Source organism: Actinoplanes sp. NPDC049598, from assembly GCF_040675435.1.
Lineage (GTDB): Bacteria > Actinomycetota > Actinomycetes > Mycobacteriales > Micromonosporaceae > Actinoplanes.
The window spans coordinates 39,437-64,246 of record NZ_JBFAOX010000027.1 but is presented as its reverse complement, the minus strand read 5'-3'; the positions used below and the strand labels follow the sequence as shown (position 1 = coordinate 64,246).

Sequence of the window (24,810 nt, the reverse complement as noted above, 5' to 3'; positions counted from 1 at the left end):
CATGCCGATCCCGGAATTCGTCCTCGCCCTCCGCGCCAAGATCGGGCACGACCCGCTCCCCCTCCCCGGGGTGATCGCGGTCGTGCTCGACCCGAGCGACCGGGTCCTGCTCGTCCGTCGCTCGGACACCCACGACTGGGCCCTGACCACCGGCTGCCTCGAGCCCGGCGAGCAGCCGGCCGCCGGCGCCCTCCGCGAGGTCCACGAGGAAACCGGCATCCACGTCACCGCCGAGCGCCTGCTGTCCGTGGAAGCCCTCGACCTGTCCGTAGCCCCCAACGGCGACCAGATCCACTGGCTCACCGTCGGCCTCCAGTGCCGCGCCGTCTCCGGCGAGCCTCACGTCAACGACGACGAGTCCACCGAAGTCGCCTGGTTCGACCCGGCCGACGTACCACCCCTGCCCCCACACCAGGCCCGCTGCCTCGCCCTCGCCCTCGACCCGTCAGCCAAGCCCTGGTTCGACCAATGACAACATCGTCCCGGTCCTCGATCTGACTGAGAGTGACGAGGACGAATGGCATCATTCGGTGAATGTCTGACACCTCACCATGGCTGATGAGCCAAGAGACCTTGGAACAAGTAGTCCACCGCGACGAGCAGCGCGCGGGGCGGACGGCCTGGGTGCTGGGCGCTGTGTTCGCGGCCGCGGCGGCCGGGCCGACGGTGGTGTCGTCCGGCTGATGGACCGGTTCGTCGCCGTGGCGATCGACCAGTCGCGCACGTCCTATTTGGCCTGCCTCGGGTCGGCGGCGGCCGGGCTGTTCGTGCTGTTGGTCGGCGCCACCACGGTGTTGTCGGTCGAGGGCCTCGCGGCGCAGATCACCGCGGGCACGTTGACCGCGGTCGGGGCGGGGTTGAGCAGCTTCCTCAGTGTGGTCTTCCTGCGACCGTTCCAGATGACGTCGAAGCAGATGAGCTACTACTACGGCCAGCCGCTCGTGCACTGCTATCTGGTGCACGCCGAGTGGCTGGCCGAACGCTTCGATCAGGACGCCGACCCGGCGATGCGCTGGAAGCAGCGGCACGAGCTGATCCGAGCCGCCCTGGACGCCGCCCGCAACGCTCAGGATCACCTTCTCGACCTGCAGATCGGCGTGGACCGGACCAGCGCCTTGAGCCCCAGCCGGTCGGCGCCGCCCGCCACGCCCGCCCACCGTAACGGCAACAGCCGGGCGTCGACGCTGTCCGGGTAAGGACACCGCCGGGCGATCAGGGACAGCCGCCGCCGGATGACTGCGGCTATCGTGCGTCCGGTGTCGACACGTCAGCCGCCCTTGACCGTTCTGCGCGCGTTCGGTGTCGACGGGCCGGTTCGGCCGCTGGCCGGTGGGCAGGGACCTCGTGGGTGGCGGGGGATCTGGTGCTCAAGCCGGAGGGTGGCGACTCAGCCGAGTGGCTGGCCGGCGCGTTGGCCGAGGTGGCTTGTGCGGGTTTCCGGCTGGCGTCGCCGGTTGGCGCGGGTGACGGCGCCTGGGTCGTGCAGGGCTGGACGGCGACGCGGTGGGTCGAGGGGACGGAGCCCGACTACTCCTCGGTGGCGACGTGGGAGGCGATTCTGGCCGCGGGCCGCGCGTTTCACCGGGCGGTCGCACATCTCGGCCGGCCGGCCTTTCTCGATGCGCGCCGGGACTGGTGGGCGCTGGCGGATCGGGTGGCGTGGGGTGAGCGGCCGGCCCGCTTCCGGCCCGAGTTCGCCGTAGTGGCGCGGCGGCTGGCGGTGGCGCTGGAGCCGTTGGGGCCTTCGCAGCTCGTGCACGCCGACCTGACGCAGAACGTGTTGTTCGCGGCCGGGCTGGCGCCGGCCGTCATCGACATCTCGCCTTATTGGCGGCCGCCCGCCTACGCCGAGGGTGTCGTCGTGGCGGACGCGCTCTGCTGGCACGGCGCGCCGTCGTCGCTGGGGGAGACGGTCGGCGTGCCGGCGTCGGCGGTGGCGCGGGCCCTGCTGTTCCGGATGGCCACGACCAACGAGCGCGGTCCCGAAGTCGACGTACGGGACGAAGCCCGCCGGTACGAGGTCGCCGCCTCAGCCCTCGGTCTGTGAAGCGCGGACGGCTTTGCGGCGGCGGGCCTGGCGCTGGACCTTGGCCTCGACGCCGCAGCCGTCCATCGTGCACCAGCGGCGGCTTCGGTTCTTGCTCGTGTCGAGGAACAGGCCGATGCAGTCGGCCTCGGCGGCGCAGACCTTGACCCGGTCCAGGGGGCCGGTGGTGAGCAGCCGTACGGCGTCGGTGCTGAGCGGCCACCACGCGCGGTCGGGGTTGTCGCCGGTGAAGTGCCAGGTGAACGTTCCGTCGGCGGCCGGAACGAGCTCGGCCGCGGCGGTGGCCTCGGCGTAGCGCTGCCGGATCTCGTCGAGGGCGGCGACCGGCGGGGGTTCGCCACGGCCGATCGCCGTGAAGACCTCGAAGATCGCCTCGCGCAGGCTCAGCGCGGTCCGCAGGGCCGCCGCCGACTCGCGGCCCCGCAGGTCGGCGACGTCGATCAGGCCGGCGAACGCGGACCAGGCGGCCAGGTCGGCGTAGGTGTGCAGGTATTCGGTGGGCTGGGCGGTGGCCCGGCCACCCGCCTCGACCACCAGACCACCCCGAAGCCGGGTTACCGCGCCCGGCCGGCCTGATCAGAACTCACCATGGCACCGGGCCGTCGTCCTGCAGGAAGGCGGCGGTCGGCGGCTTGTCCATAGTGGCCAGCCGCAGCGCGATGGCGGCGCCGTCCTCGGCCGTACGGTCAAGACTGAGACCCAGGTCCTTGGCGAAATCGGTGCCGCAGGCGCCGGGGGCCATGGCGTTGATCGAGATGCCGGGGAACGCCTTGGCGTACTGCACGGTGACCATGTTGAGGGCGGCCTTCGACGACGGGTAGCCGGCGATGGCGCCGCGGGCGGCGAAGTTGTGGGCCGGGTCGGTGTTCCAGTGCAGGGAGGCCGTGCCGCTGGAGACGTTGACGATGCGCGGGTCGGCCGACTTGCGCAGCAGCGGCAGGAACGCCTCGGTGACCCGGATGACGCCGAACAGGTTGGTCTCGTAGACGGCGCGGATCACCGCGAGGTCGATCGCGCCGGGGGTCTGGCCCTCGCGTCCGCCGGAGATGCCGGCGTTGTTGACCAGGACGTCGAGGCGGCCGTGACGGGACTCGAGCGAAGCCGCGGCTTCACGAACGGAAGTGTCGTCGGTGACGTCGAGGTCGGCCCGGGAAGCCGCGACAACGGTCATTCCACGGGCGGTCAGGCCGCGGGCGATGGCCGCGCCGATTCCCCGGCTCGCGCCCGTGACCAGGGCGATTCTTGTGTCGGTCATGCCTCCATCGGACCACCGGGCGCACCCAAGGCCCAAGATCGATCGGGTCCGGGGGCGATACCCTACGGGTATGGAGGACGTGGAGACCCGCGAGCTGCGGTACTTCGTCGCCGTGGCCGAGGAGCTGCACTTCGGGCGGGCCGCGGAGCGTCTGGGCATGGCCCAGCCGCCGCTGTCACGGGCCATCCGGCGGCTCGAGCATCGACTGGGGGTCGCGCTTCTTGACCGTACGAGTCATGGCAGCACCCTGACCCCGGCCGGTGAGGTGCTGCTGGCCGAGGGCCGGGCCGCGCTCGACGCGGTGGCCGCGGCCGCCCGACGGGCTCAGCGGGCCGGGCCCCGGGCGCGTCTCGTGCTGACGATGAAGCCGGGTGGGGACGCCGGGCTGCTGCCGCGCATCCTCACCGCGTACGAGCAGTGCCCGGGCGCCCTGCCGGTGGAGTTCGCCTTCTCGATCAGCGACCGGGCGGCGATGCTGCGCGACGGCCGGGCCGACGTCGGCCTGCTGCATCACCCGCAGAACGACCTGCGCGGCCTGGCCAGCGAGGAGCTGGCCGTGGAGGGTCGGGTGGTGGCGCTGGCCGAGAGCCATCCCCTGGCCGCCCGCGAGGCTCTGCACATGGCCGACCTGGCCGGCGAGGAGCTGCCGCAGTTCCCCGAGGCGGCCCACCCGGGGCCGGGCCCGCGGGTCGGTGACGTCAGCGAGCTGATGCAGCTGGTGGCGCTGGGCCGGGCGGTCGCGCTGGTCTCCGAGTCGGCCTCGCAACGGCCGCATCGGGGCGTCGTCTACCGCCCGGTGCTCGACGCCGTCCCGGCCACGCTGGTCCTGGCCTGGGCCGAGAGCAGCCGCTCGCGCGAGGTGGCAGCCTTTGTCAACGCGGCCCGGCAGGCAGTTTCTCCAGCAGCGAGCGGTACCACTTGATCCCGGCCAGGTACGCGTCGACCGTGATGTGCTCGTCGTAGGAGTGGAGCGCCTCACGCTGCTTCTTGGTCATCTCGAACGGCGTGAAGCGGTAGACCCGTTCGCAGATCGCCGTGAACCGCCGGGCGTCGGTGGCGGCCATCATCACGTACGGCGCCGGCACGGCCTGGGGAAAATGCTCCACCGTGACCGCCTCGATCAGCTGGAACGCGTCGTCCACGGGTGACCGCGGTGACGGCTCCCCGTCATGGATCACGTTGATCGTGACCTTGCTGTCCCGGATGACCTTGCGGACGTGGGCGATCGCGCCCGCCATGGTGTCGCCGACCAGGATGCGGATGTTGACGCCGGCGGTCGCGGTCGAGGCCACGACGTTCAGGGCCGGGGAGCCGCTGAGCGTGGTGACCGCGAAGGTCGTGCGTACCATCGCCGCCGCCTCCGGACCGGCCGCCAGGAGCAGCCGGGTGAGCACCGGGCGGGACCGGACGGCGCCGCGCAGGGCGAGCCCGATCGGGCCGGTGGCGTGCTGGGAAACGCGGCGCAGAAACTCGACCACCACATCAGGCGTGGTGGCCGGCATCGGCGAGCGGTCGAGGCGGGTGATGGCCCGGGCCAGCCGCGCGGTCGGGCCCATCGGCGCCGGCGTCGACGCGTGCCCGCCCCGGCCCTCGACGCTGAGCTCGATCGAGGCGACGCCCTTCTCGGTGACGCCGATCGCCGCCACCGGCACGGGGACGCCGGGCAGCACGCCACGGGCCACGGCGCCGCCCTCGTCCAGGACGAACCATGGCTGTACGCCCCGGCGGCGCAGCTCGTCGACGGCGAGCCCGGCCGTCACGCCGGCCACCTCCTCGTCGGAGCCGAACGACAGCCACACGTCCTGGGCCGGGGTGTGACCGTCGGCCAGCAGGTCCTCCACGGCCTGGCAGATGGCGGTGAGGCTGGCCTTGCAGTCAAGGGTGCCGCGGCCCCAGATGACGCCGTCGGCGACGACCGCGTCGAACGGTGGATGGGTCCACCCGCCCTCGACCGGCACCACGTCGATGTGGGCCATCAGCACCACCGGCCGCCCGGCGGAGGCGCCGGGCCAGTGGAAGAGCAGGCCGTGCGGACCGATCCGGACCCGCTCGAGCTTGTCGTGCAGCAGCGGGAAGTGCCGCCGCAAGGCCTCGTGGAACGCCTCGAAGGCGGCGTCGTCCTGCTCGCCCGGCTCGCGCGACGAGACGGTCGGGATGCGGAGCAGGTCGCGGAAGGACTCGAGCCGGCTCATCCGACCATCATCCCTTCTCTCAACCGACGTGCACGTGCGGTCGCCGGTTGCGGTCGTGCTCGGCCCGGCGCAGCATCTCGCGGGTCACCGGGGCCACCTCGCCCTGCCCGAACGCCAGGTAGCGCACGAAGTTGGCCACCGGGTTGCCCTCGGTCCACTCGAAGTAGATGTGCGGCCGCCGCCCGGTCGTGTCCCGGATCCAGAGCAGCAGCGCGGCCAGCGCGCTCGGCACCGACGAGCTGGTCACCCGCATCACCTTGTACCGGTGGTGCAGCAGCTCGCCGGTCACCCGCAGCTCGGTCTCGAAGTCGGAGGCGTCCTGCACGGTGACCTCGACGAAGATGACGTCCCGGTCGTCGGCCATGTCGTTGTCGGCCAGGATCTGGGCGATCTTGTCGCTGTACTCGCGGCTGTCCCGGCGGCCGGGCTCGTTGGCGATCAGCCGGATCTGCCGGCGTTGGCAGTCCCGCAGGAAACCGAGCGCGGTCTCGTCGGCCTCGATGTCGGTGACCCGCAGGTCGAATGCCCGGAACAGCCGGGACAGGAACGACACGACCAGGATGGCCGCGATGAAACAGGCGGCGATCTTCACGCCGTCCGGCCGCTCGACCACGTTGGCGATGGTCGTGTAGACGAACAGGACCGCGATGACGCCGAAGGCGATCGTGCGCTTGCGCTGCCGCCGGCGATGCGCCGACAGGGTCACCGCGACCGCCGCCGAGGTGATCAGCACGAGCACGCCGGTGGCGTAGGCGCCGCCCTGCGCGTCCACGTCCGCGTCGAAGATCCAGGTGATCAGGAATGCGGTGCCGGTGAAGACCAGCACCAGCGGGCGTACGGCCCGGGCCCAGCCGGGCGCCATGCCGAACCGCGGCAGGTACCGCGGCACGAGGTTGAGCAGGCCGGCCATCGCCGACGCGCCGGCGAACCAGAGAATGGCGATGGTCGACACGTCGTACACGGTCCCGAAAGCATTTCCGAGGTTCTCGTGGGCCAGGAAGGCCAGGGCCCGCCCGTTGGCCTCGCCGCCCGACTCGAACTCCGACTGCGGGATCAGCACCGTCGTCACCGCGCTGCTGGTCAGCAGGAACACGCTCATGATGACCGCGGCCGTGGTGAGCAGCCGCTTCGCCCCGCGAATGCGTCCTTGCCGGTCACCCTTGATGTGCGGCATCACCGCGACACCGGTCTCGAAGCCGGAGAGCCCGAGCGCCAGCTTCGGGAACACCAGCAGCGCGATCCCGATCACGAGCACCGGGTTGCCGTGCTGCGTGGTCAGCGCGGTCGTCCAGTCGGTCACCGCGTGCGGATGCGTCACCACCTCCCACAACCCGTCCGCGATGACGACCACGTTGAGCACCAGGTAGACGCCGACCAACCCGACCGCGATGCCGATGGCCTCGGTGAACCCCTTGATGAAGACCCCGCCCAGCAACGCCACCAACAGCAAGGTCACGACCACTTCGTGGCCGTGCAAAGAGCTGGGCAGGTACGGGTTCTCGTCGATGTGCGCGGTCGCGTCGGCCGCCGACAGCGTGATCGTGATGATGAAGTCGGTCGCGGCAAAGCCGAGCAGCACAAGGACGAACAGCTTGCCCTTCCAGAACGAGAGCAGCTTCATCAGCATCGCGATGGAGCCCTCGCCGTTCGGGCTGTCCGCCGCCACCCGGCGGTAGATCGGCAGCGCCCCCAGCAACGTCACCAGCACCAGCACCAACGTCGCGACCGGCGACAGCACGCCGGCGGCCAGCGCCGCGATGCCCGGCTGGTAACCCAGCGTGGAGAAATAGTCCACGCCGGTCAGGCACATCACCTTCCACCACGAGTGCGGCTTTTCCTCCGGATCGGCCGGTACGCCGTGCGGGCCCTCATGGTGCTTCGCGGTGTCGTTCAATCCGGACAGCATCCAGTCCCGGAACCCCGTGGTCGTCACCCGCGAAATGGTTCCACCGGGTGACCGGCGGCTCCCACGAGCACGCGTTAATAACGCGTCAAAAAGGCGCGCATCCTTCTCGGCGCGCCGTCCGTTAGCTCGGCGTGCGTATGTCCCTCGTCGCCGGCGCCTGCCCCTGCGCGCCCGGCACCACCGCGCCGCCGGCCGGCTGACAAACATGTACACACGCTTGGCGCTCTGCGCCCTGGTCCTGGCTCTGGCCGCTGTCACTCCCGCCGCGGCTTCCCCACCCACCGTCACCGACCCCGCCGCCGCCTCGACCCCTGCCGCCGTCAAGCCTGCCGCCGTCAAGCCCGCCAAGGCCGGCGTGCGCTACACCTTCGACGGCCCGTCCCCGCTGGCCGACATGTCCGGCCGCGGCATCGACCTCAGCCCGGTGAGCCGTTACGGCGGCACCTTCACCACGGTCGCCCACAACGGCGGCCGCGCCCTGGCCTTCCCGCCCCCGTGCCACAACGAGCCCTGCCCCCGCATCGCCCTCCGCGCCGTGGCCGCCGAACTCAACCCGGGCCGCCGCCCGATCCGCTACGGCGCCGCCGTCCGCCTGGCCTCCGACGAGACCACCAAGGGCGAGAACATCCTGCAGAAGGGCTTCTCCCGCCAGGGCAGCCAGTACAAACTCCAGATCGACGGCCTGGCCGGCCGCCCCAGCTGCGTCTTCGTCGACGACCGCCGCCCGCAGATCCACGCCGCCCTGGCCGCCACCAGCGTCGCCGACAACCGCTGGCACACCTTGGAGTGCCGCCGCTCCGGCCCGCACCTCACCATCCTGGTCGACGGCACCCTACGCGGCGAGACCACCATCCCCACCGACCTCACGGTCCACAACCGCCTCCCCTTCAGCATCGGCGGCAAGGGCTCCTTCGCCGACAACGACCAGTTCCAGGGCACCCTCGACGAGGTCTGGGTCGAAATCAGCTGACTCGTCCCTGTGGTGGCCGCCCACCGAGACCGCACCGAGGCGACAGCTTCTCCCAACAGGTCCGCGATCACCGGGCCAGCATTGATCGTCGACGGCCATGGAGGGCAACTGCCTCAGGCCGGGACGGTGAATTTGTGGCCGGCGAAGCGGTGGAAGAAGGCGGCCACCTCGGGGTAAGGCTCGCGCAGGTCGTCGGTCTGGATGATCAGGTAGCCGGTTCGGTCGTCGTTCTTGCGGCGGTAGGTGGAGCTGGAGCCGAGGTTGACGCCGGGGGCCGGCCAGACGATGACGTGCGGGGCGGCGGGCGGGTCGAGGAAGTGGGCGCGTTCGATGGTGATGGCGTCGAGGGATTCCCAGGGGATGTCGGCCTTCAGGCCACCACTTCGGACGATCAGCACGGTGCCCTCGACGGCCAGGCGGAAGGGGCGGCGCAGCACCGAGTAGAGGTTGATCAGGCCGCCCAGCAGAACGATGCCGCCGAGGATGTAGATCAGCCACGGGCCGAGCCGGAACTCGTAGCCGATCAGGCCGATCAGCGTGGGCAGGGCGACCCCGAGGGCGCCGAACGCGGTCAGGAAGATGGCGGTGCGCAGCATCTTGCCGGTGTCACGGTGTAGTTCCATAGCGCGGCGGAGGCTATCAGGGTGACGGGCGTCGCAGGTGACCGCGCTCTCGCGAACGCTAAGCTCCGGCCACGCGGGGGTAGACGGACGGTGTCGACCTAGCTGGGGGGACCGATGACCGCCACTGCCAATCAACCGCCGGGTGTTGATCTCACCCATCGTCAGGTGCTGCAGGTGCTCGGCGGGCTGATGCTCGGCCTGTTGCTGGCCTCGCTGGATCAGACGATCGTCGCCTCGGCGATCCGGACGATCGGCGACGATCTGCACGGGCTGAGCGCCCAGGCCTGGGTCACCACGGCTTACCTGATCACGTCGACGATCTCCACCCCGCTGTACGGCAAGCTCTCCGACATCTACGGTCGCAAGCGGTTCTTCCTGGCCGCCATCACGATCTTCGTGGTGGGGTCGGCGGCTTGTTCGTTCGCCCAGTCGATGTACGAGCTCGCGGCGTACCGGGCCTTCCAGGGTCTCGGCGCCGGTGGGTTGTTCTCGCTGGCCCTGGCCATCATCGGTGACATCGTCCCGGCCCGGGAGCGGGCCCGCTACCAGGGTTACTTCCTGGCCGTCTTCGGCACGTCGAGCGTGCTGGGCCCGGTCATCGGTGGTTTCTTCGCCGGGGCCGACCAGATCCTCGGCATCACCGGCTGGCGCTGGGTGTTCCTGGTCAACGTGCCGATCGGCATCGTCGCGCTGATCGTGGTGGCCAAGGTCCTGCGGTTGCAGCAGGAGCGGCGGGAGCACCGGATCGACTGGTGGGGCGCGGCCTGGCTCTGTGTCGCGCTGGTGCCGCTGCTGACCATCGCCGAGCAGGGCCGCTCCTGGGGCTGGGACTCGGGCCGGGCGTACGCCTGCTACGCCATCGGCGCCGTCGGCCTGCTGCTCTTCGTGCTCGATCAGCGCCGGATGGGTGAGGACGCGCTGATCCCGCTGCGGTTCTTCCGGAACCGGACGTTCAGCCTGACCGCGATCGGTGGCTTCATCGTCGGCCTGGGCATGTTCGGCGGTCTGGCCGTGCTGCCGCTCTACCTGCAGATCGTCCGGGGCGCCACGCCCACCGAGTCGGGGCTGCAGCTGCTGCCGCTGACCCTGGGGCTCATGGTCGGCTCGATCATCTCGGGCCAGCTCATCAGCCGTACGGGCCGTTACAAGGTCTTCCCCGTGGTGGGGAGCGTGCTGGCCGCGGTCGGCATGTGGCTGTTGAGCACGGTCGGCGTGGGGACCCCGTTCTGGCGTACCGGCGTCTTCATGGCCGTTCTCGGTCTGGGCCTCGGCCTGATCCTGCAGCCGATCACCCTGGCCGTGCAGAACGCGATGTCGGCCCGGGAGATCGGCGTGGCCACCTCGTCGGCCACCTTCTTCCGCCAGATGGGGGCGACGGCCGGCACCGCGCTCTTCCTGTCGCTGCTCTTCTCGACCGTGGGAGACAAGATCCAGGCGGCCGTACGGGCGGAAGGCCGCGTTTTCCAGGAGGCGCTGGCCGATCCGGCCAACCGGGCCGTGGCCGAGGCCCTGCACAGCGGCGCCGCCCTCAACGACACGTCATTCCTGAACGGCGTGAGCGCCGCCGTCGCCTACCCGTTCAAGCACGGCTTCTCCCAGTCCATGGACATGATCTTCATGGCCGCCGCCGCGATCATCGTCGTGGCCTTCGTGATCTTCCTGTTCCTCCCGCAGATCCCCCTGCGCACCCAATCGGGCCTGGCCGCCCGCGCGGCGGAGGAAGCGGAGGCGCCGAGGCCGGCGGACGGGCCGGCCCCGGCCACCCGCTAGAACGAGCCCTTGGCCACGTCGTCCAGGCTCACGCGCGACACCGTGTAGGTGACGCCGACCTGGTCGCCCTCGGCCAGGCTGATCGGGACGCCGGTCTTGGCGTCGATGGTCAGCGTCTGCGGGGTGCCCGACATGGCCGGCTCACCGGCGGTCAGGTGCAGGACGGCCTGGCCGCCGGCCGTACCGTCGGTGACCTTGACCTCGGACATCTGGTTGAGCAGCCGCAGCACGCCGGCCCGGACCGCCGGGTCGCCCGCCCCGGCCTTGAGCGCGTCCATCGAGTTGTTCCAGACCCAGTTGTCGGCCAGGTTCGACTTGTACTTCTTGCCCTTGTCGGCGGGCAGCTTGCCCGGCACCAGCGTCACGGCGCCCGGGGCGTCGGTCGGCAGCACCGTGCCCTTCGGCGCCCACGCGCCGATCATCTGCTTGCGGGCGGCGGTCAGGTCGCCCTTCGCGGCCAGTCTCGCCGCCGCCACCGCCTTGCGGTAGCCCTCCTCGCCGCGGTTCTTTCCGCCCTTGACCTGGGCCGGGAGCCCGGCCCGGGTCTTGGCGAAGTAGTAGTCGCCGTTGTCGGCCCACAGGTCGTAGACCTTGATGCCGTCGGTGTCGCGCAGCACGAGCGTCGCGTCGCCGGCCGGCTTCTCGGCGGTGGTCAGGTAGCCGACGAGCTGGACCAGCGGGGGCTGGGCGGCCACGCTGGTGGCCGAGCCGGGAGCGGCGATGTCCCGCGGCGGGGTCTGCACACCGGTGCTGCTGGTGGCCACGGCGACCGCGGCGATCGCGGCCACCGCGAACCCGCCGGCGGCGCCGGCCCGCCACGCGGTGCGGCGGTGGCGCAGTTTGCGGCCGCGGTCCTCGATCTGGTCGAAGTCAGGGGTGTACGGGCGGTCGCCGACGATGTTCTTGAGCGCGGTGCTGAGGTTGTCGTTCGACATGGTTCAGTGCTCTCCCTGGTTCAGAACGGATTTGAGCTTGATCAACGCCCGGCTCGTCTGGCTCTTGACGGTGCCCTCGCTGCACTTCAGGGCGGCGGCGGTCTCCCGCTCGCTGAGCCCCTCGAGGAACCGCAGAACGACCGTCGCCCGCTGCCGCAGCGGCAGCTCCTGGAGGGCCCGGAGCAGGTCGGCGCGTTTCACCACGCCGTCCGAGAGGTCCGGAGTGGCCATCTCCGACATGTCGGTGAAGTCGGCGGGCCGGGCCCGGCGCCAGTGGCGGCGGGCCTCGTTGATCAGGATTCGCCGTACGTACGCGGACGGGTTGTCGGCTCGCTGGACCTTGCGCCAGTGGCTGTAGGCCTTGGCCAGAGCCTCCTGGACCAGGTCGTCGGCCAGGTACCAGTCCCCGCACAGCAGGAAGGCCGTGCGGTGCAGCGATGCGGCGATCCCCTGGACGAACACCCGGAAATCCTGCTCCGCGCCGCTCGCCGTCCCGGCTGGTCGGTGCTTCATTACGGTCGTCACACGGGGAAAGACACCCGCACCGGCCCGGACGTTGTCACGAAGATCCGTTTTTCTGCGGAGGGAGCGTTACTGAGGGAGCGCGTACCTCTTGGAAACTACCTCGACCGAGCTGAACCACGTGGTGATATGCACGCGAACCTCAGGAGTGCCGGGCACCCGGGGCACCCGGGCCAGGTGCAGCTGGCGGGAGGAGAAGACCGCCGCGCCGGTCAGGTCGACCTCGACGCCCTCGGGGACGATCAGCTTGAGCTCGCCGAAGGTGACGCTGCCGGTGATCTCGATGATCGACTGGTCGGTGGCGATCTCGCGCAGGTCGAGCACGGTCGAGCCGAAGAGCGTGCGGATCGAGAGGCCGGCGTCGCGCAGGCGCCAGCGGCCCTTGCGCTTGTTCTCGCTGAAGATGGTGATGACCCGGTCGACGGTGCGCGACGAGCCGACGATCGGGGTGGTGGCGAGGCCCTCGGTGGCCCGGGCCAGCTCGTCGGCGTCCTCGGCGGCCCAGACCGCGCCGACCCGGACGCTGAACTCCTCGAGGGTGAGCCGCCCGTCGCCGCACGCTCGCTGCAGCAGCTCGGCGGCGCGCTCACGCTCGGGCTCGGACGGCGGAACCCGCATCGGTGTGGTCACGGTCGGATCTTAGGACTTGCGGGCCAGTACGCCGTAGATGGCGACGTCGGCGGCATCCGGGCGAGGGCTGTCGTCCTCGGGGCGCCACTCGCTGACCGCGACGAAGCCCGGATCGAGCACTTCGAGGCCCTCGACGATGGCGGCGAGGTCGCCGGCGGTGCGCGGGTACGCGTCGACCTGGCCGGCGTCGATCATCGCGAGGTAGCGGGCCCGCCCGGCGGCGTCGGTGAAGTCGGTGGTGGCGTGGCTCAGCGCCAGGTAGCTGCCGGTGGGCAGGGCGTCCATCAGGATGCGGACGATCTCGGCCGCCTCCGCGTCGTCCCGCACGAAGTGCAGCACCGCGATGAGCATCAGGGCGACCGGCTGGTCGAGGTCGAGCACCTCGCGGACCGCGGGGTCGGCCAGGATCTTCTCGGGGGAGCGCAGGTCGGCCTCGAGGTAGTGGGTGCGGCCCTCGGGGGCGCTGGTCAGCAGGGCGCGGGCGTGCACCAGCACCATCGGGTCGTTGTCGACGTAGACGACCCGGCTCGTCGGGGCGACGCGCTGGGCCACCTCGTGGGTGTTGTCGGCGGTGGGCAGGCCGGTGCCGATGTCGAGGAACTGGCGGATCCCGGCCTCGCCGGCCAGGTGGGTCACCGCGCGGCGGAGGAAGCCGCGGTTCTCCCGGGCGGTGATGCGGACGCCGGGGAAGGCGGCGGCGATCATGTCGCCCGACTCGCGGTCGACGGCGAAGTTGTCCTTGCCACCGAGCCAGTAGTTGTACCGGCGGGCGGAGTGGACGCGGGTGTCGTCGACCATGACGACACCCTAATCCACAGTGGAGCCGGTGTCAGACCTGCCGGAAGTCGATTCCCAGCAGACTCGCGGCCGCCTTGTAGTCAGCGGCGCGGTGGCCGAGCGACAGCGACCAGTGGTGCCCGACGCCGGAGGCGCTCCAGTCGTCGACCCACTCGCCGGGGTCGCGGCCGAAGTCGACCCGGCTGGTCGTGTTGCCGATGGCCAGCAGCGGGCCGTCGACCACGGTGCCCTCGGCCGCGATGAACGACAGCGAGCCGTCCCGGTCCTGGCCGAGTCCGAGCAGGGTCACGGGCCCGTGCCGTACGTCGAACTCGACGCTCACGCCCCAGCCGCGTTTGCCGTGGTAGACGCCGAGACCGCGGAGCAGCGGCTGCCGGGAGCTGACGGCGAGGTGGGCCGGCCCGTCGTGGCCCATCTCGACCACGTCGTCGGTGAAGTTGAGCGCCTGGATCTCGCAGAACGACCCGCCGGCCCCGGCCACCTGGGTGGCCAGCTGAGCCACGGTGGTCCGCAGCTCGTACTCGCCGGTGGTGGGGATGCCGCGGGCGGTGAGCAGCGAGGCGCCCAGGATCATGCCGGCGCCGAGCCGCTCGTGCTGCTCGCCGTTCAGGCCGCGGTGGTAGTAGGCCAGGCTGTCCAGGTCGAAGTCGTCGGCGAGGCGGTCGAGGCCGACCGAGACACGGGCGCCCCAGGAGAAGTCGTCGTCGTTCACCGACTCGTCCAGCGTGAAGATCTTGCGGGCGAGCTCCTTGCGCTCGGCCACCTCGTCGTCGGTGACCGTGGCCACCCGTTCGCGCAGGTCATCGAACTCGAGCACCTCGACGTGCGAGCCGAAGGTGGCCGGCAGCAGCGTGAGGTCGGTCGAGACGTCGAGCATGCCCGGGTAGAGGTGGCCCATGAGGCCGTGGCGGGCGGTGCGCAGCGCGGCCCGGATCCGGGCCGCCTCGATCCAGCGGCCGATCCGCTGCCAGGCCGCCTCCTGCCGCAGCCAGCCGGTGACCGACCGGAACGGGATACCGGCCCGGCGGAACAGGTTGCCCACCTCGGGCACCGGGCACTGCCCGCAGTAGGCCAGCCAGGCCCCGGTGTCGAAGGTGGCGTGATCCATCCGCTCGGTCGGCTGCAGGTCGATGACCAGGACCGGTGTGTTGGCCCGCTGGGCGATCGGCAGCACCATCGAGGAGGTCAGGTAGGTCGTCAGGAACAGCACGATGAGGTCGCAGTCGGCTTGACGCAGCTCCTCGGCCGCCCGCGCGCCGTCGGTGGCATCCGAGATGAAGCCGACGTCCGTCACCGACGCGTCCATCTCCTGGAAGCGTTCGCTCACATAGCGGGCGGACTCCTCCAGCTGCGGGAGGAGGCCGGGAAACTGCGGCCAGTACGTGCCCAGCCCGCCCGCGACCAGGCCGATGCGGACCTTGCGGCGAGCCTTGGGTTCGAGAATCACAAAACCTCCCAGAGGATGACGTGCAGGTGGCGGGGGCCGTGCACCCCTTCGACCCGGCTGAGCTCGATGTCGCTGGTCGCCGACGGCCCGCTGATCCAGGTCAGCGGCCGCGTGGGGTCGAGGCGGGCGATCGCCTCGGGCACGGACGCGACGACCTGATCGGGCCGCAGCACGCAGATGTGCAGGTCGGGCAGGAGCGTGAGGATCCGCCGCCCTTGATCGGGCGAGGCGTCGAGCACGATGGTCCCGGTCTCGGCGATCGCCACGGCCGCTCCGGTCACCACGCCATCGGCGCTTTCGACGTCCACCAGGCGAATCTCCGGCGGCAGCCATTCCGCCGGCAGACCGGGTGGTACGACCAGCGCGCCGGCGCCGGCGATCGAACGGATGGTGGCCGGTAGATCGGCGCTGCGATGGACCACCGCCTTGTAGTCGACGAGCCGCTCGATGAGCAGGTCGAGGTCGGCCGGCGGAAACGATCGGCGGTAGCCGCGCGGGATCGGAGGTGCCGGCGGTTTGTCGGCCAGCGCCGCCCGCACCCGCCCCAGGATCAGGTCCTTGCTGCTCATCGGCCCCGCCACCAGTCACGGAAGCTCTCGTCGGGCGGCGCCGGCAGGTCGCGGGCGGCCGACCAGCCGTTCAGCGGCGGTGGCAGACCACGGCCGCGCCGGCCGACGAGCTTGGCGAACTTCGCGGCCCGCTGCGCACGGGCGTACAGCCGCGGTCTGTCCATGGTGTACGCCGCGGCGGCCATCACCGCTTTCTCGGCCGCCGGGTGGGGCACCTGGTTCCGCAGGTGCACCAGGATCGACGGAATGTCGATTTTCACCGGGCACGCGTCGAAGCAGGCCCCGCACAGCGAAGACGCGTACGGCAGGGAGGCGTTGTCCTCGACCCCGGTGAGCTGGGGCGACAGCACGGCCCCGATGGGCCCGGGATAGACCGAGCCGTACGCGTGCCCGCCCGTCCGCTCGTACACGGGGCACACGTTGAGGCAGGCCGAGCAGCGGATGCAGTGCAGCGCGGAGCGGCCCACCTCGTCGGCCAGGACGGCCGAGCGCCCGTTGTCGAGGAGCACGAGGTGGAAGTTCTGCGGGCCGTCGCCCGGCGTCACGCCGTGCCACATGGACGTGTACGGGTTCATCCGCTCGCCGGTCGACGCCCGCGGCAGCAGTTGCAGGAACACCTCGAGGTCCTGCCACGTCGGCACGACCTTCTCGATGCCCATCACGGTGATCAAGGTGTCGGGCCGGGTCAGGCACATCCGCCCGTTGCCCTCGGACTCGACCACGGTGAGGGTGCCCGTCTCGGCCACGCCGAAGTTGGCCCCGGAGATCGCGACCTTGGTGGTCAGGAACGTCTCGCGCAGGTAGCGGCGGGCGGCCGCGGCCAGCGCCGGCGGGTCGTCGGTGAGCGCCGGGTCGACGCCGGGCATGGCCCGCAGGAAGATCTCGCGGATCTCCGCGCGGTTGCGGTGGATCGCCGGCACCAGGATGTGGCTGGGCCTGTCGTCGCCGAGCTGCACGATCAGCTCGGCCAGGTCGGTCTCGACCGGGGTGATCCCGGCCTGTTCGAGGGCCTCGTTGAGCCCGATCTCCTGGGTCGCCATCGACTTGACCTTGATGACCCGTTGCTCGCCGGTGGCGCGGACGAGGCCGGTGACGATCCGGTTGGCCTCGGCCGCATCGGCCGCCCAGTGCACGACGCCGCCGGCCGCGGTCACCTTCTCCTCGAGCTGTTCCAACAAGAAAGGCAAATTCGCCATGCTGTACGCCTTCAGCGCCGAACCCGCGGCCCGGAGCTCCTGCCAGTCGGGCAGCTCGGCGATGACCCGGCCCGACTTGCCGCGGATCGTCGTCGTGGCGTGCTGGAGGTTGCGCCGCAGCTGCGAGTCGGCCAGGGCCGTGCGGGCCGCGACCGGGAACGGCTCGTCGCCGCGCAGGTTTCCCACCCCGCGCGGCGCGTGGGCGAGGGGCATACCGAGAAAGGTCGTCATGATGAGGCCAGAATCTCCGCCAGGTGCACCGTTTTCACTCCCGCGCGCAGGCGGGAGAGCCCGCCGCCGATGTGCATGAGGCACGACGTGTCGCCGGCCGTGCAGACGTCGGCGCCCGTGTCGAGGACGTGCCGCATCTTGTCGGCCAGCATCGCCGTCGACGTGTCGGCGTTCTTCACCGCGAACGTGCCGCCGAACCCGCAGCACTGTTCGGCCGCCGGCAGCTCGACCAGGTGGAGCCCTCGCACGTGGCGCAGCAACCGCAGCGGCCGGTCCCCCACCCGCAGCATCCGCAGCGAGTGACACGTCGGGTGGTAGGTGACCCGGTGCGGGTAGTACGCGCCCACGTCCTCGACCTTCAGCACGTCGATCAGCAGTTCGGACAGCTCGTACGTCCGGCTCGCGACCTCTTCCGCGCCCGCGGCCAGGCCCTTGTCGCCGGCCGCGGCGGCCACCATCTTGTGCTGGTGCCGGATCGAGCCGGTGCAGCTGCCGGACGGGGCCACCACGACGTCGTACGGCTCGAAGGTCCGCACATAGCGCCGCACCAGCGGCAGTGCCTCTTTCTGGTAGCCGGTGTTGATGTGCATCTGGCCGCAGCAGGTCTGCGCCTCGGGGAAGACGACCTCGTGACCCAGCCGCTCCAGCAGCAGGACGGTCGCCTTGGCCGCGGCCGGGAACATCGTGTCGGCCAGGCACGTGGCGAACAGCGCGATCCGCACCGGGGCCTCCTTACCTGCTCGGCTCGTAGCGCACGATCTGCTGGGTCGACCGCAGCACCGACCGCAGCGCCGTCAGGTCGCCGTCGATGACACCGGCCGCACGGGCCTGCACCAGCAGGTTGCCCAGCGCGGTGGCCTCGACCGGGCCGGCCAGCACCGGCAGTCCGCAGGCGTCCGCGGTGAGCTGGCAGAGCAGCTCGTTGCGGGCGCCGCCGCCGACGATGTGCACCGCGTCGACGTGCCGGCCGGAGAGCTCCTGGGCCTGCTCGACCGCGCGCTTGTGGGCCAGCGCCAGACTGTCCACGATGCACCGGGTGAGCACGGCCGGGCTCGCGTCCGCGGGCAGCCCGGCCGCCTTCACGAGCCGGCCGGCCATGTTGCCGGGCGGTAGGAAGACCGGGTCGTCGAGGTCGACGACGGCCGCGAACGCCTTCTCCCGGGAGGCGGCCCGTAGCAGCTCGGTGATGTCCGGCGAGCCCCACTCGCGCATGCACTCCTGGAGCGGCCACAGCCCCATCACGTTGCGCAGGTAACGGATCGTGCCGTCGACGCCGCCCTCGTTGGTGAAGTTGGCCGCGCGCGACGCCGCGCTGAGCACCGGCGCCGGCAGTTCCAGACCCACTAAGGACCAGGTGCCACAGGAGATGTACGCGAAGTTGCCGCCGGCCGCCGGCACTCCGACCACGGCCGAGGCGGTGTCGTGCGAGCCGACCGCCACTACCCGCGTACCGCCGAAGTCGCCGATGACCGACCCGGGGTGACGGACCGCCGGGAAGAGCGAAGGCCGCAGGCCGAGCTCGGTGATCAGGGGCGCCGACCAGTCGCGGGTGCGGACGTCGACCAGCTCGGTGGTCGAGGCGTTGGTGTACTCGGCGCCGGGCTCGCCGGTCAGCCAGTACGCGAGCAGGTCGGGGATGAGCAGCAGCTGGCGGGCGGCCTCGTACTGCGGGGTGCCCTGCGCGGCGGCGAGCTGGTAGATCGTGTTGAACGGCAGCTTCTGCAGACCGGTGATCTCGTACAGCCGCTCGTCGTCGATCTTCTCGGCGATCCGCTCGGGAACGCCGTCGGTGCGGGCGTCGCGGTAGTGCACCGGGTTGCCCAACAGCTCACCGGTGGCGTCGAGGAAGCCGTAGTCGACCGCCCACGAGTCGATGCCGATGCTCTCGACCGGGCCGGCCCGTTTCAGGCCCTCCAGGACACCCCGGTAAAGCGCGAGAATGTCCCAGTTCAAGGACTTCGTCCGGACGGGCTCGTTGGCGAACCGGTGCGCCTCGGTCAGCTTGATCTCGCTGGGGCCGACGCGGCCGACCATGACGCGCCCGGACGAGGCGCCGAGGTCGACCGCGGCGAAGCTTTTCGTCATCTTTCCGTCACCGGAGGAACGCCGCGGCGACGCCGGCGTCCACGGGGATGTGCAGGCCGGTCGTGTGGGTCAGGTCGCCGCCGGTCAGGACGAAGACCGCGTTGGCCACGTGCTCCGGCAGCACCTCGCGCTTGAGCAGGGTCCGCTGCGCGTAGTACTCGCCCAGCTTCTCCTCCGGCACGCCGTAGACGGCGGCCCGCTTAGCGCCCCAGCCACCGGCGAAGATGCCCGAGCCGCGGACGACGCCGTCGGGGTTGATGCCGTTGACCCGGACGCCGTACGCCCCGAGCTCGGCCGCCAGGAGGCGTACCTGGTGGGCCTGGTCGGCCTTGGTGGCGCCGTAGGCGACGTTGTTCGGGCCCGCGAACAACGAGTTCTTACTGGAGATGTAGACGATGTCGCCGCCCATGCCCTGCGCGATCAGGATGCGCGCGGCCTCCCGGGAGACCAGGAACGAGCCCTTGGCCATCACGTCGTGCTGCAGGTCCCAGTCGGCCTCGGTCGTCTCCAGCAGCGGCTTGGAGATGCTCAGGCCGGCGTTGTTGACCACCAGGTCGACCCCGCCGAAGGCCAGCACGCTGTCCCGCAGCGAGGCGGCGATGGCGTCGGCGCTGGTCACATCGGCCGCGACGGCGATCGCGGCGTCCGCCCCACCGATCTCGGCGGCCACGTTCCGGGCCGCCTCGAAGTCGCGATCGGCCACGACCACGACGGCGCCCTCGGCGGCCAGCCGCAGCGCGATCGCGCGGCCGATGCCCGAGCCGCCGCCGGTCACGTAGGCGATGCGGGTCGCGAGGGGCTTCGGCTTCGGCATGCGCTGGAGCTTGGCCTCCTCCAGCGCCCAGTACTCGATGCGGAACTTCTCCGACTCGTCGATCGGGGCGTAGGTGGAGACCGACTCGGCGCCGCGCATCACGTTGATCGCGTTGACGTAGAACTCGCCGGCGACGCGGGCGGTCTGCTTGTTGGCCCCGAAGGAGAACATGCCGATGCCGGGGACCAGGACGATCGCCGGGTCGGCGCCGCGGATGGCCGGGCTCTCCGGGGTGGCGTGACGGTCGTAGTAGGCCTGGTAGTCCTCGCGGTAGGCGGCGTGCAGCTCCTTGGCCCGTTGGATGATTTGTTCGAGCGGCGCATCCGGCGCGGTGTCCAGGATGAGTGGCTTGACCTTCGTCCGCAGGAAGTGGTCGGGGCAGGAAGTGCCCTTGGCGCCGAGCTCTTCGAGCCGCTCGCTGTTGACGAAGTCGAGGACGACCTCGTTGTCGGTGTAGTGGCCGACCTGGGGGCGGTCGGTGGAGGCCAGGCCGCGCAGGTGGGGGAAGATCTCCGCCGCCCTTGCCCGCCGGGTTTCCTCCGCGAGCGAATTGTGCTTTTTGTCGCCGAACGGGTTGGGGCGGCCGTGCTCGGCCAGGTAGCGCTCGGCCGTCTTGATGATCTCGAGCGAGTTGGCCTCGCACTCGGCGCTGGTGGCGCCCCAGGCGGTGATGCCGTGCCCGCCGAGGATCACGCCGATGGCCTGCGGGTTGGCCCGCTGCACGGCGGCGATGTCGAGGCCGAGCTGGAAGCCGGGCCGGCGCCACGGCACCCACAGCACCTTGTCGCCGAAGATCTCCTTGGTCAGCGCCGGGCCGTCGGCCGCGGTGGCGATCGCGATGCCCGAGTCGGGGTGCAGGTGGTCGACGTGCGGGGCCTCGACCAGGCCATGCATCGCGGTGTCGATCGATGGAGCGGCACCGCCGCGGCCGTGCAGGCAGTAGTCGAACGCGGCGACCATCTCGTCCTCGCGCTCGACGCCCGGGTAGACCCCGGTGAGCGCGCGGAGGCGGTCGAGCCGCAGGACGGCCAGGCCCTTCTCGGTCAGCGTGCCGAGGTCGCCGCCGGAGCCCTTGACCCAGACCAGCTCGGCCGGCTCGCCGGTGACCGGGTCGGTCCCGGCGCCCTTGGCCGAGGTGTTCCCCCCGGCGTAGTTGGTGTTGCGCGGGTCGGCGCCGAGCCGGTTGCTGCGCTCCAGAAGCTCACGCACTGCGGGATTCGTCATGGTGTCCTTCGCCAGGGGTATGGAGGATCACGTGAAACGTTTCAGACGTTGCCGACACATTACGGCCCGGTAGCGATCGCGGTCAAGACACAGATCACAGTTGAAACGTTCCCGAAAGCCCGCTCCGGGGCCGTCGTCCCGGATGTCCGGCGGAGCGCCGTTCTACCCGATCGAACCGCACCCAAAGATCATCTTTTCGGGCCTGTCCATCCCACTATTCGATCTCTCTGACACCGATCGGACGACCCCGTCCGGGGCCGTCCACTCACGACCCGACGATCTTCGGGTTGACCTGGGAGTTTTAGCCGTTCCTTTAGTGCTCGAGCAATCACGCGCGTGTCACTGTTGGCCCCGAAAGCCCACCCGAGCACCGGCATCGTCACTCGCCGTCGACGGCGCGACCCCGGTGCTCGCTCTAGGAGGACTACACAAGTGGCGAACATCGAGACTTCCCTCAAAGAGGCCATGACGATCGAGGGCGCCATCGGCGTGGCCCTGGTCGACTACACCAGCGGCCTCACCCTGGGCGTCATGGGCGGCGGCCTGAACATGGACATGAACGTCGCCGCCGCCGGCAACACCGACGTGGTCCGGGCCAAGGTCCGCACGCTCGAGATGCTCGGCCTGGCCGACAGCATCGAGGACGTCCTGATCACCCTCGACTCGCAGTACCACCTGATCCGGCTGCTCCACGGCCGCGGCAACGAGGCGTTCTTCCTCTACCTGGCGCTGAACAAGAGCCGGGCCAACCTCGGTCTGGCCCGCCACCAGCTCCGCAAGATCGAAGCGGACCTCGACGTATGACGGCCCTCGACGAGAGCGGCCTGAGCGTCCGCAGCACCTCCCAGCTGGTCAGCGAGGCGGTCCGGCAGTTCCGGCAGCAGGTGCCGGAGTGCATCGCCAGCGGCCTGGTGGACATGTCCACCGGCATGCTGCTCGCGGTCGACACGCTCGACGACCACCCCAGCGAGGTGCTCGACCTGCTCGCGGCGGCCACGTTCGACCTGTTCCAGGGCCGCAACGTGACCATGATCGAGGACATCTGGAAGGCGCGCCGCGGCGTGCCCAACGACGATCACCACTACTTCCAGGAGATCCTCGTCCACAGCGACAACCTGGTGCACGTGTTCCTGCGCAGCCCCGTCAGCCAGGACATCGTCGCCGTGGTGGTGTGCCGCCGGCAGGCCAACACCGGCATGCTCCTGGCCCAGGCCCGGATCGTCATGAAGCAGCTGGACGCCGGCCTCGCGGGATGACCCGAACGACGGACCCGCCGCCGCTGGCGGACGCCCTGGGCATCCCCGGCGCCAGCGCGGTCTCGCTGCTCGATCCGGACGGCCCCCGCGTGCTGTGGTGGGCCGGCGGCGGCCCGCCCGACGAGCAGCAGGCCGCGACCGTGGTCACCTTGGCCGCGGCCGCGGCCGGCATGGTCATGCTGGGCGAGACCGGTGACGAGCTCGGTGACGTCCTGCTGACCAGCAGCGACGCGTTCCATGTGGTGCGGCTGGTCGAGGACGGCACCTCCCCGCTGGTCGCCCATCTGACGCTGCGCCGGGCCGGCGCCAACCTGGCGATGGCCCGGCGCGAGTTCGGGTCGCTCATCAAGGCGTACGCCGGCCAGGTGGACGAGACGCGCAAGGCGGCCGCCCCCGTCCTCGCGCCCTCGCCCGCCCCGGCCATCGCGGCCGCTCAGGTCGCCCCGGACCTCACCGCGGACCCCGAGGTTGCTGCTTTCGTCGCCGCGGAGCCGGAGGTTGCCGCCTTCGTCACCGCGGAGCCGGCTTTTGGCGCCGCGAAGCCGGCTTTTGGCGCCGCGGAGCCGGAGCCTGCTTTTGTCGTTGCGGACCCGGAGGTTGCCGCCTTCGAGTCCGGGTATACCAGCTCCGCCCCCGTTTCGGCCCCACCGGTGCCGGTGCCGCCACCGGGCGAACTGCCCCGGCGCAACCGGGTCGAACCGGCCGAGACCGGCTCGCCGGACGAGGGCAGCGCCCCCGACCTGTTCAGCCTGCTCGGCCGGCCCTACACCGCGGACGACGACATCCTCGACCGCGTGCTGGGCGCCCTGCGCCTCCTCTGATCCGCTCCCCCTCCTGGAGAAAGACGTGCAAACAGATCCATATCAGGCCGTCCGGGGCGAGCTCGCCGCGCTCAGGCACCAGGTGACCGGTGTACGCGGTTGCGTCATCGCCGGCGTCGACGGCCTGCTGATCCTGCACGACACGGTGTCCTCGACCGAGCCTCACGACATCGCCGCCCTCGCCGCCGGCGCGCACGGCATCAGCCGTACCTGCGGGGCGGCCCTGGGCCAGGGCACCTTCCAGGAGGTGACGATCCGCAACAGCGGTGGCTACCTGTCGGTCTACGCGATCGGCGAACTGGCCCTGCTCGCGGTGATCGGCGACAGCGGCCTGAACATCGCCCGGCTCCACCTGGAGGCCCGCCCGGTCACCGGCCGCCTGGGCCGCCTGCTGCATGTGCAGACCGTCGAGACCGCGCACCCCTTCGACTGACGGCGCCGGCAAAACCTCAAGGACTCTCACTTTCGGCCGATAGGCGCGGGCGGCGAAACCAGTCCGGTGGCCGAGGCGCGGACCTCCCATGATCAACCAGGCTGAGCCCTGACTTGTTCATGGGGGGATTCATGGCTTCACGGCGCGCGGTACTGCGTGGCGCCCTGCTCGCCGCGGGCGGCGCCGCCACGGCTTTCGCGGGCGGCGACCAGATCAAGCATTGGCTCGGCTGGGACCGGCCACCACTGGGCGGCGGCTACGCCTCGGCCGCCGACAACCTCGGCGCGGTGGCCAACGGCGGCGTCCAGATCCACTACTTCCGGCCGACCACCGAGAAGCTGGTCGCGCTCACCTTCGACGACGGCCCGCAGCCGGACTACACCGCGCGCTTCCTCGACGTGCTGGACGAGGCCCGCGCGCCGGCCACGTTCTTCATGGTCGGCCGCCACCTCGAGGCCCACGCCGACCTGGTCCACGGCCGCCTCGACCGGCACGAGGTCGGCAACCACTCCTGGTCGCACGACGACCTGGCCACATTGGACCTGGCGGCCGCCCGCCGCGAGCTCGAACGCACCCACGAGGCGATCAAGCGCCATACCGGCCGCGACACCAAGCTGCTGCGCCCGCCCTACGGCCACCTCGGCGGATCGACCGTCCTGGCCGCCGATGCGATGGGCTACGACATCGCCCTGTGGTCGCACCAGATGCGCGAGCGAAAATTCGCCGGCGATCCCACCGCCCAGGCCCGCGACCTGGTCGACACCATGCGCCCCGGCGCCATCGTCCTGGCCCACGACGCCGGCGACAAAAGGCGGCTCCTCGCCCTGGACGCCCTGCCCACGCTGATCGCCACCCTGCGCACTCAGGGCTACCGCTTCGTCACCCTCTCCGAGCTCCTGGCCGGCTAGATAGGGTGAGGCCGGGCGACCGGCCCCGCGCTTCGGGCCGGCTAGATAAGGCGGAGGCCGGGCTACCAGCTCCGCGCTTCGAGCCGGCTAGATAAGGCGGAGGCCGGGCTACCAGCTCCGCGCTTCGAGCCGGCTAGATAAGGCGGAGGCCGGGCTACCAGCTCCGCGCTTCGAGCCG

At 71.0% G+C, this 24,810-nt stretch carries 27 protein-coding genes; 12 read left to right on the top strand and 15 right to left on the bottom strand.

Annotation, left to right across the window (positions count from 1 at the left end; genetic code table 11):
• Position 1: 1 nt before the first annotated feature.
• From AB0J66_RS40320 to AB0J66_RS40305, 4 genes are all read left to right on the top strand, one after another.
• Positions 2 to 472: an NUDIX domain-containing protein gene (locus AB0J66_RS40320; protein WP_364672507.1), complete on the top strand. Its 471-nt coding sequence runs from the start codon at positions 2 to 4 to the stop codon at positions 470 to 472.
• A gap of 62 nt (positions 473 to 534) precedes the next feature.
• Positions 535 to 684: a hypothetical protein gene (locus tag AB0J66_RS40315; RefSeq protein WP_364672505.1), complete on the top strand. Its 150-nt coding sequence runs from the start codon at positions 535 to 537 to the stop codon at positions 682 to 684.
• Positions 684 to 1,196, top strand: a complete 513-nt coding sequence (locus tag AB0J66_RS40310; protein ID WP_364672504.1) for a hypothetical protein — start codon at positions 684 to 686, stop codon at positions 1,194 to 1,196. Before AB0J66_RS40315 ends, AB0J66_RS40310 begins: the two co-directional genes overlap by 1 nt.
• A gap of 152 nt (positions 1,197 to 1,348) precedes the next feature.
• Positions 1,349 to 2,047 carry a TIGR02569 family protein gene (locus tag AB0J66_RS40305; protein WP_364672502.1) on the top strand — a complete coding sequence of 233 codons (699 nt, stop codon included), beginning with the start codon at positions 1,349 to 1,351 and terminating at the stop codon, positions 2,045 to 2,047.
• Here the strand turns inward: AB0J66_RS40305 and AB0J66_RS40300 are convergent.
• Both AB0J66_RS40300 and AB0J66_RS40295 read right to left on the bottom strand, forming a co-directional pair.
• Entirely contained in the window at positions 2,030 to 2,581 is a 552-nt protein-coding gene (locus AB0J66_RS40300) for an ABATE domain-containing protein (RefSeq protein ID WP_364672500.1), read from the bottom strand. The genes AB0J66_RS40305 and AB0J66_RS40300 overlap by 18 nt on opposite strands.
• Positions 2,582 to 2,630: 49 nt before the next feature.
• Positions 2,631 to 3,302, bottom strand: a complete 672-nt coding sequence (locus AB0J66_RS40295) for an SDR family NAD(P)-dependent oxidoreductase (protein WP_364672498.1) — start codon at positions 3,300 to 3,302, stop codon at positions 2,631 to 2,633.
• Positions 3,303 to 3,372: 70 nt separating this feature from the next.
• On the opposite strand from AB0J66_RS40295, the gene AB0J66_RS40290 reads away from it, so the two are divergent.
• The gene (locus AB0J66_RS40290) at positions 3,373 to 4,224 is read left to right on the top strand and encodes a LysR family transcriptional regulator (protein ID WP_364672497.1); all 852 of its coding nucleotides are present in this window, start codon (positions 3,373 to 3,375) and stop codon (positions 4,222 to 4,224) included.
• On the opposite strand, the gene AB0J66_RS40285 is transcribed toward AB0J66_RS40290, so the two are convergent.
• Positions 4,175 to 5,494, bottom strand: a complete 1,320-nt coding sequence (locus AB0J66_RS40285; RefSeq protein WP_364672495.1) for a M20/M25/M40 family metallo-hydrolase — start codon at positions 5,492 to 5,494, stop codon at positions 4,175 to 4,177. The genes AB0J66_RS40290 and AB0J66_RS40285 overlap by 50 nt on opposite strands.
• Before the next feature lie 19 nt (positions 5,495 to 5,513).
• On the bottom strand, positions 5,514 to 7,400 hold the full coding sequence (locus tag AB0J66_RS40280; protein WP_364672612.1) for an amino acid transporter: 1,887 nt from the start codon (positions 7,398 to 7,400) through the stop codon (positions 5,514 to 5,516).
• A 205-nt stretch (positions 7,401 to 7,605) separates the two neighbouring features.
• Here AB0J66_RS40280 and AB0J66_RS40275 point away from each other — a divergent pair, with 205 nt between their 5' ends.
• Positions 7,606 to 8,370 (top strand): LamG-like jellyroll fold domain-containing protein, encoded by a 765-nt coding sequence (locus AB0J66_RS40275; protein ID WP_364672494.1) that lies wholly within the window; start codon positions 7,606 to 7,608, stop codon positions 8,368 to 8,370.
• A gap of 113 nt (positions 8,371 to 8,483) precedes the next feature.
• On the opposite strand, the gene AB0J66_RS40270 is transcribed toward AB0J66_RS40275, so the two are convergent.
• Positions 8,484 to 8,993, bottom strand: a complete 510-nt coding sequence (locus tag AB0J66_RS40270) for a hypothetical protein (RefSeq protein ID WP_364672492.1) — start codon at positions 8,991 to 8,993, stop codon at positions 8,484 to 8,486.
• 114 nt (positions 8,994 to 9,107) lie between these two features.
• Between AB0J66_RS40270 and AB0J66_RS40265 the strand changes: the two genes are divergently transcribed.
• On the top strand, positions 9,108 to 10,763 hold the full coding sequence (locus AB0J66_RS40265; protein WP_364672490.1) for an MDR family MFS transporter: 1,656 nt from the start codon (positions 9,108 to 9,110) through the stop codon (positions 10,761 to 10,763).
• On the opposite strand, the gene AB0J66_RS40260 is transcribed toward AB0J66_RS40265, so the two are convergent.
• The 10 genes from AB0J66_RS40260 to AB0J66_RS40215 form a co-directional block, all read right to left on the bottom strand.
• Positions 10,760 to 11,698, bottom strand: coding sequence for a hypothetical protein (locus tag AB0J66_RS40260; protein WP_364672488.1), 939 nt, complete (start codon positions 11,696 to 11,698; stop codon positions 10,760 to 10,762). The two genes, AB0J66_RS40265 and AB0J66_RS40260, sit on opposite strands and share 4 nt — an antisense overlap.
• 3 nt (positions 11,699 to 11,701) lie before the next feature.
• Positions 11,702 to 12,211, bottom strand: a complete 510-nt coding sequence (locus tag AB0J66_RS40255; protein WP_364672487.1) for a SigE family RNA polymerase sigma factor — start codon at positions 12,209 to 12,211, stop codon at positions 11,702 to 11,704.
• 78 nt (positions 12,212 to 12,289) lie between these two features.
• Positions 12,290 to 12,850: a DUF1707 domain-containing protein gene (locus AB0J66_RS40250; RefSeq protein ID WP_364672485.1), complete on the bottom strand. Its 561-nt coding sequence runs from the start codon at positions 12,848 to 12,850 to the stop codon at positions 12,290 to 12,292.
• A 9-nt stretch (positions 12,851 to 12,859) separates the two neighbouring features.
• On the bottom strand, positions 12,860 to 13,648 hold the full coding sequence (locus AB0J66_RS40245) for an SAM-dependent methyltransferase (protein ID WP_364672483.1): 789 nt from the start codon (positions 13,646 to 13,648) through the stop codon (positions 12,860 to 12,862).
• 31 nt (positions 13,649 to 13,679) lie between these two features.
• A complete protein-coding gene (locus AB0J66_RS40240) occupies positions 13,680 to 15,095 on the bottom strand; it encodes an L-fucose/L-arabinose isomerase family protein (protein ID WP_364672482.1) in 1,416 nt (471 codons plus the stop codon).
• The gene (locus tag AB0J66_RS40235; protein ID WP_364672480.1) at positions 15,092 to 15,664 is read right to left on the bottom strand and encodes an LUD domain-containing protein; all 573 of its coding nucleotides are present in this window, start codon (positions 15,662 to 15,664) and stop codon (positions 15,092 to 15,094) included. Before AB0J66_RS40235 ends, AB0J66_RS40240 begins: the two co-directional genes overlap by 4 nt.
• A complete protein-coding gene (locus tag AB0J66_RS40230; protein ID WP_364672478.1) occupies positions 15,661 to 17,091 on the bottom strand; it encodes a lactate utilization protein B in 1,431 nt (476 codons plus the stop codon). The genes AB0J66_RS40235 and AB0J66_RS40230 overlap by 4 nt, the downstream gene beginning before the upstream one ends.
• The gene (locus AB0J66_RS40225) at positions 17,088 to 17,813 is read right to left on the bottom strand and encodes a (Fe-S)-binding protein (RefSeq protein WP_364672476.1); all 726 of its coding nucleotides are present in this window, start codon (positions 17,811 to 17,813) and stop codon (positions 17,088 to 17,090) included. Before AB0J66_RS40225 ends, AB0J66_RS40230 begins: the two co-directional genes overlap by 4 nt.
• A 10-nt stretch (positions 17,814 to 17,823) precedes the next feature.
• Positions 17,824 to 19,176, bottom strand: a complete 1,353-nt coding sequence (locus AB0J66_RS40220) for a rhamnulokinase family protein (protein ID WP_364672474.1) — start codon at positions 19,174 to 19,176, stop codon at positions 17,824 to 17,826.
• A gap of 7 nt (positions 19,177 to 19,183) precedes the next feature.
• Positions 19,184 to 21,214 (bottom strand): bifunctional aldolase/short-chain dehydrogenase, encoded by a 2,031-nt coding sequence (locus AB0J66_RS40215; protein WP_364672473.1) that lies wholly within the window; start codon positions 21,212 to 21,214, stop codon positions 19,184 to 19,186.
• A 432-nt stretch (positions 21,215 to 21,646) separates the two neighbouring features.
• Here AB0J66_RS40215 and AB0J66_RS40210 point away from each other — a divergent pair, with 432 nt between their 5' ends.
• The 5 genes from AB0J66_RS40210 to AB0J66_RS40190 all read left to right on the top strand — a co-directional run bounded on the left by AB0J66_RS40210 (position 21,647) and on the right by AB0J66_RS40190 (position 24,632).
• Complete coding sequence (locus AB0J66_RS40210) at positions 21,647 to 22,018, top strand: hypothetical protein (RefSeq protein WP_364672471.1); 372 nt, start codon at positions 21,647 to 21,649, stop codon at positions 22,016 to 22,018.
• Entirely contained in the window at positions 22,015 to 22,470 is a 456-nt protein-coding gene (locus AB0J66_RS40205) for a hypothetical protein (protein WP_364672470.1), read from the top strand. Before AB0J66_RS40210 ends, AB0J66_RS40205 begins: the two co-directional genes overlap by 4 nt.
• On the top strand, positions 22,467 to 23,291 hold the full coding sequence (locus AB0J66_RS40200; RefSeq protein WP_364672468.1) for a hypothetical protein: 825 nt from the start codon (positions 22,467 to 22,469) through the stop codon (positions 23,289 to 23,291). The genes AB0J66_RS40205 and AB0J66_RS40200 overlap by 4 nt, the downstream gene beginning before the upstream one ends.
• A 25-nt stretch (positions 23,292 to 23,316) precedes the next feature.
• Complete coding sequence (locus AB0J66_RS40195) at positions 23,317 to 23,724, top strand: roadblock/LC7 domain-containing protein (RefSeq protein ID WP_364672467.1); 408 nt, start codon at positions 23,317 to 23,319, stop codon at positions 23,722 to 23,724.
• A 131-nt stretch (positions 23,725 to 23,855) separates the two neighbouring features.
• On the top strand, positions 23,856 to 24,632 hold the full coding sequence (locus AB0J66_RS40190) for a polysaccharide deacetylase family protein (RefSeq protein ID WP_364672465.1): 777 nt from the start codon (positions 23,856 to 23,858) through the stop codon (positions 24,630 to 24,632).
• Positions 24,633 to 24,810 lie beyond the last annotated feature (178 nt).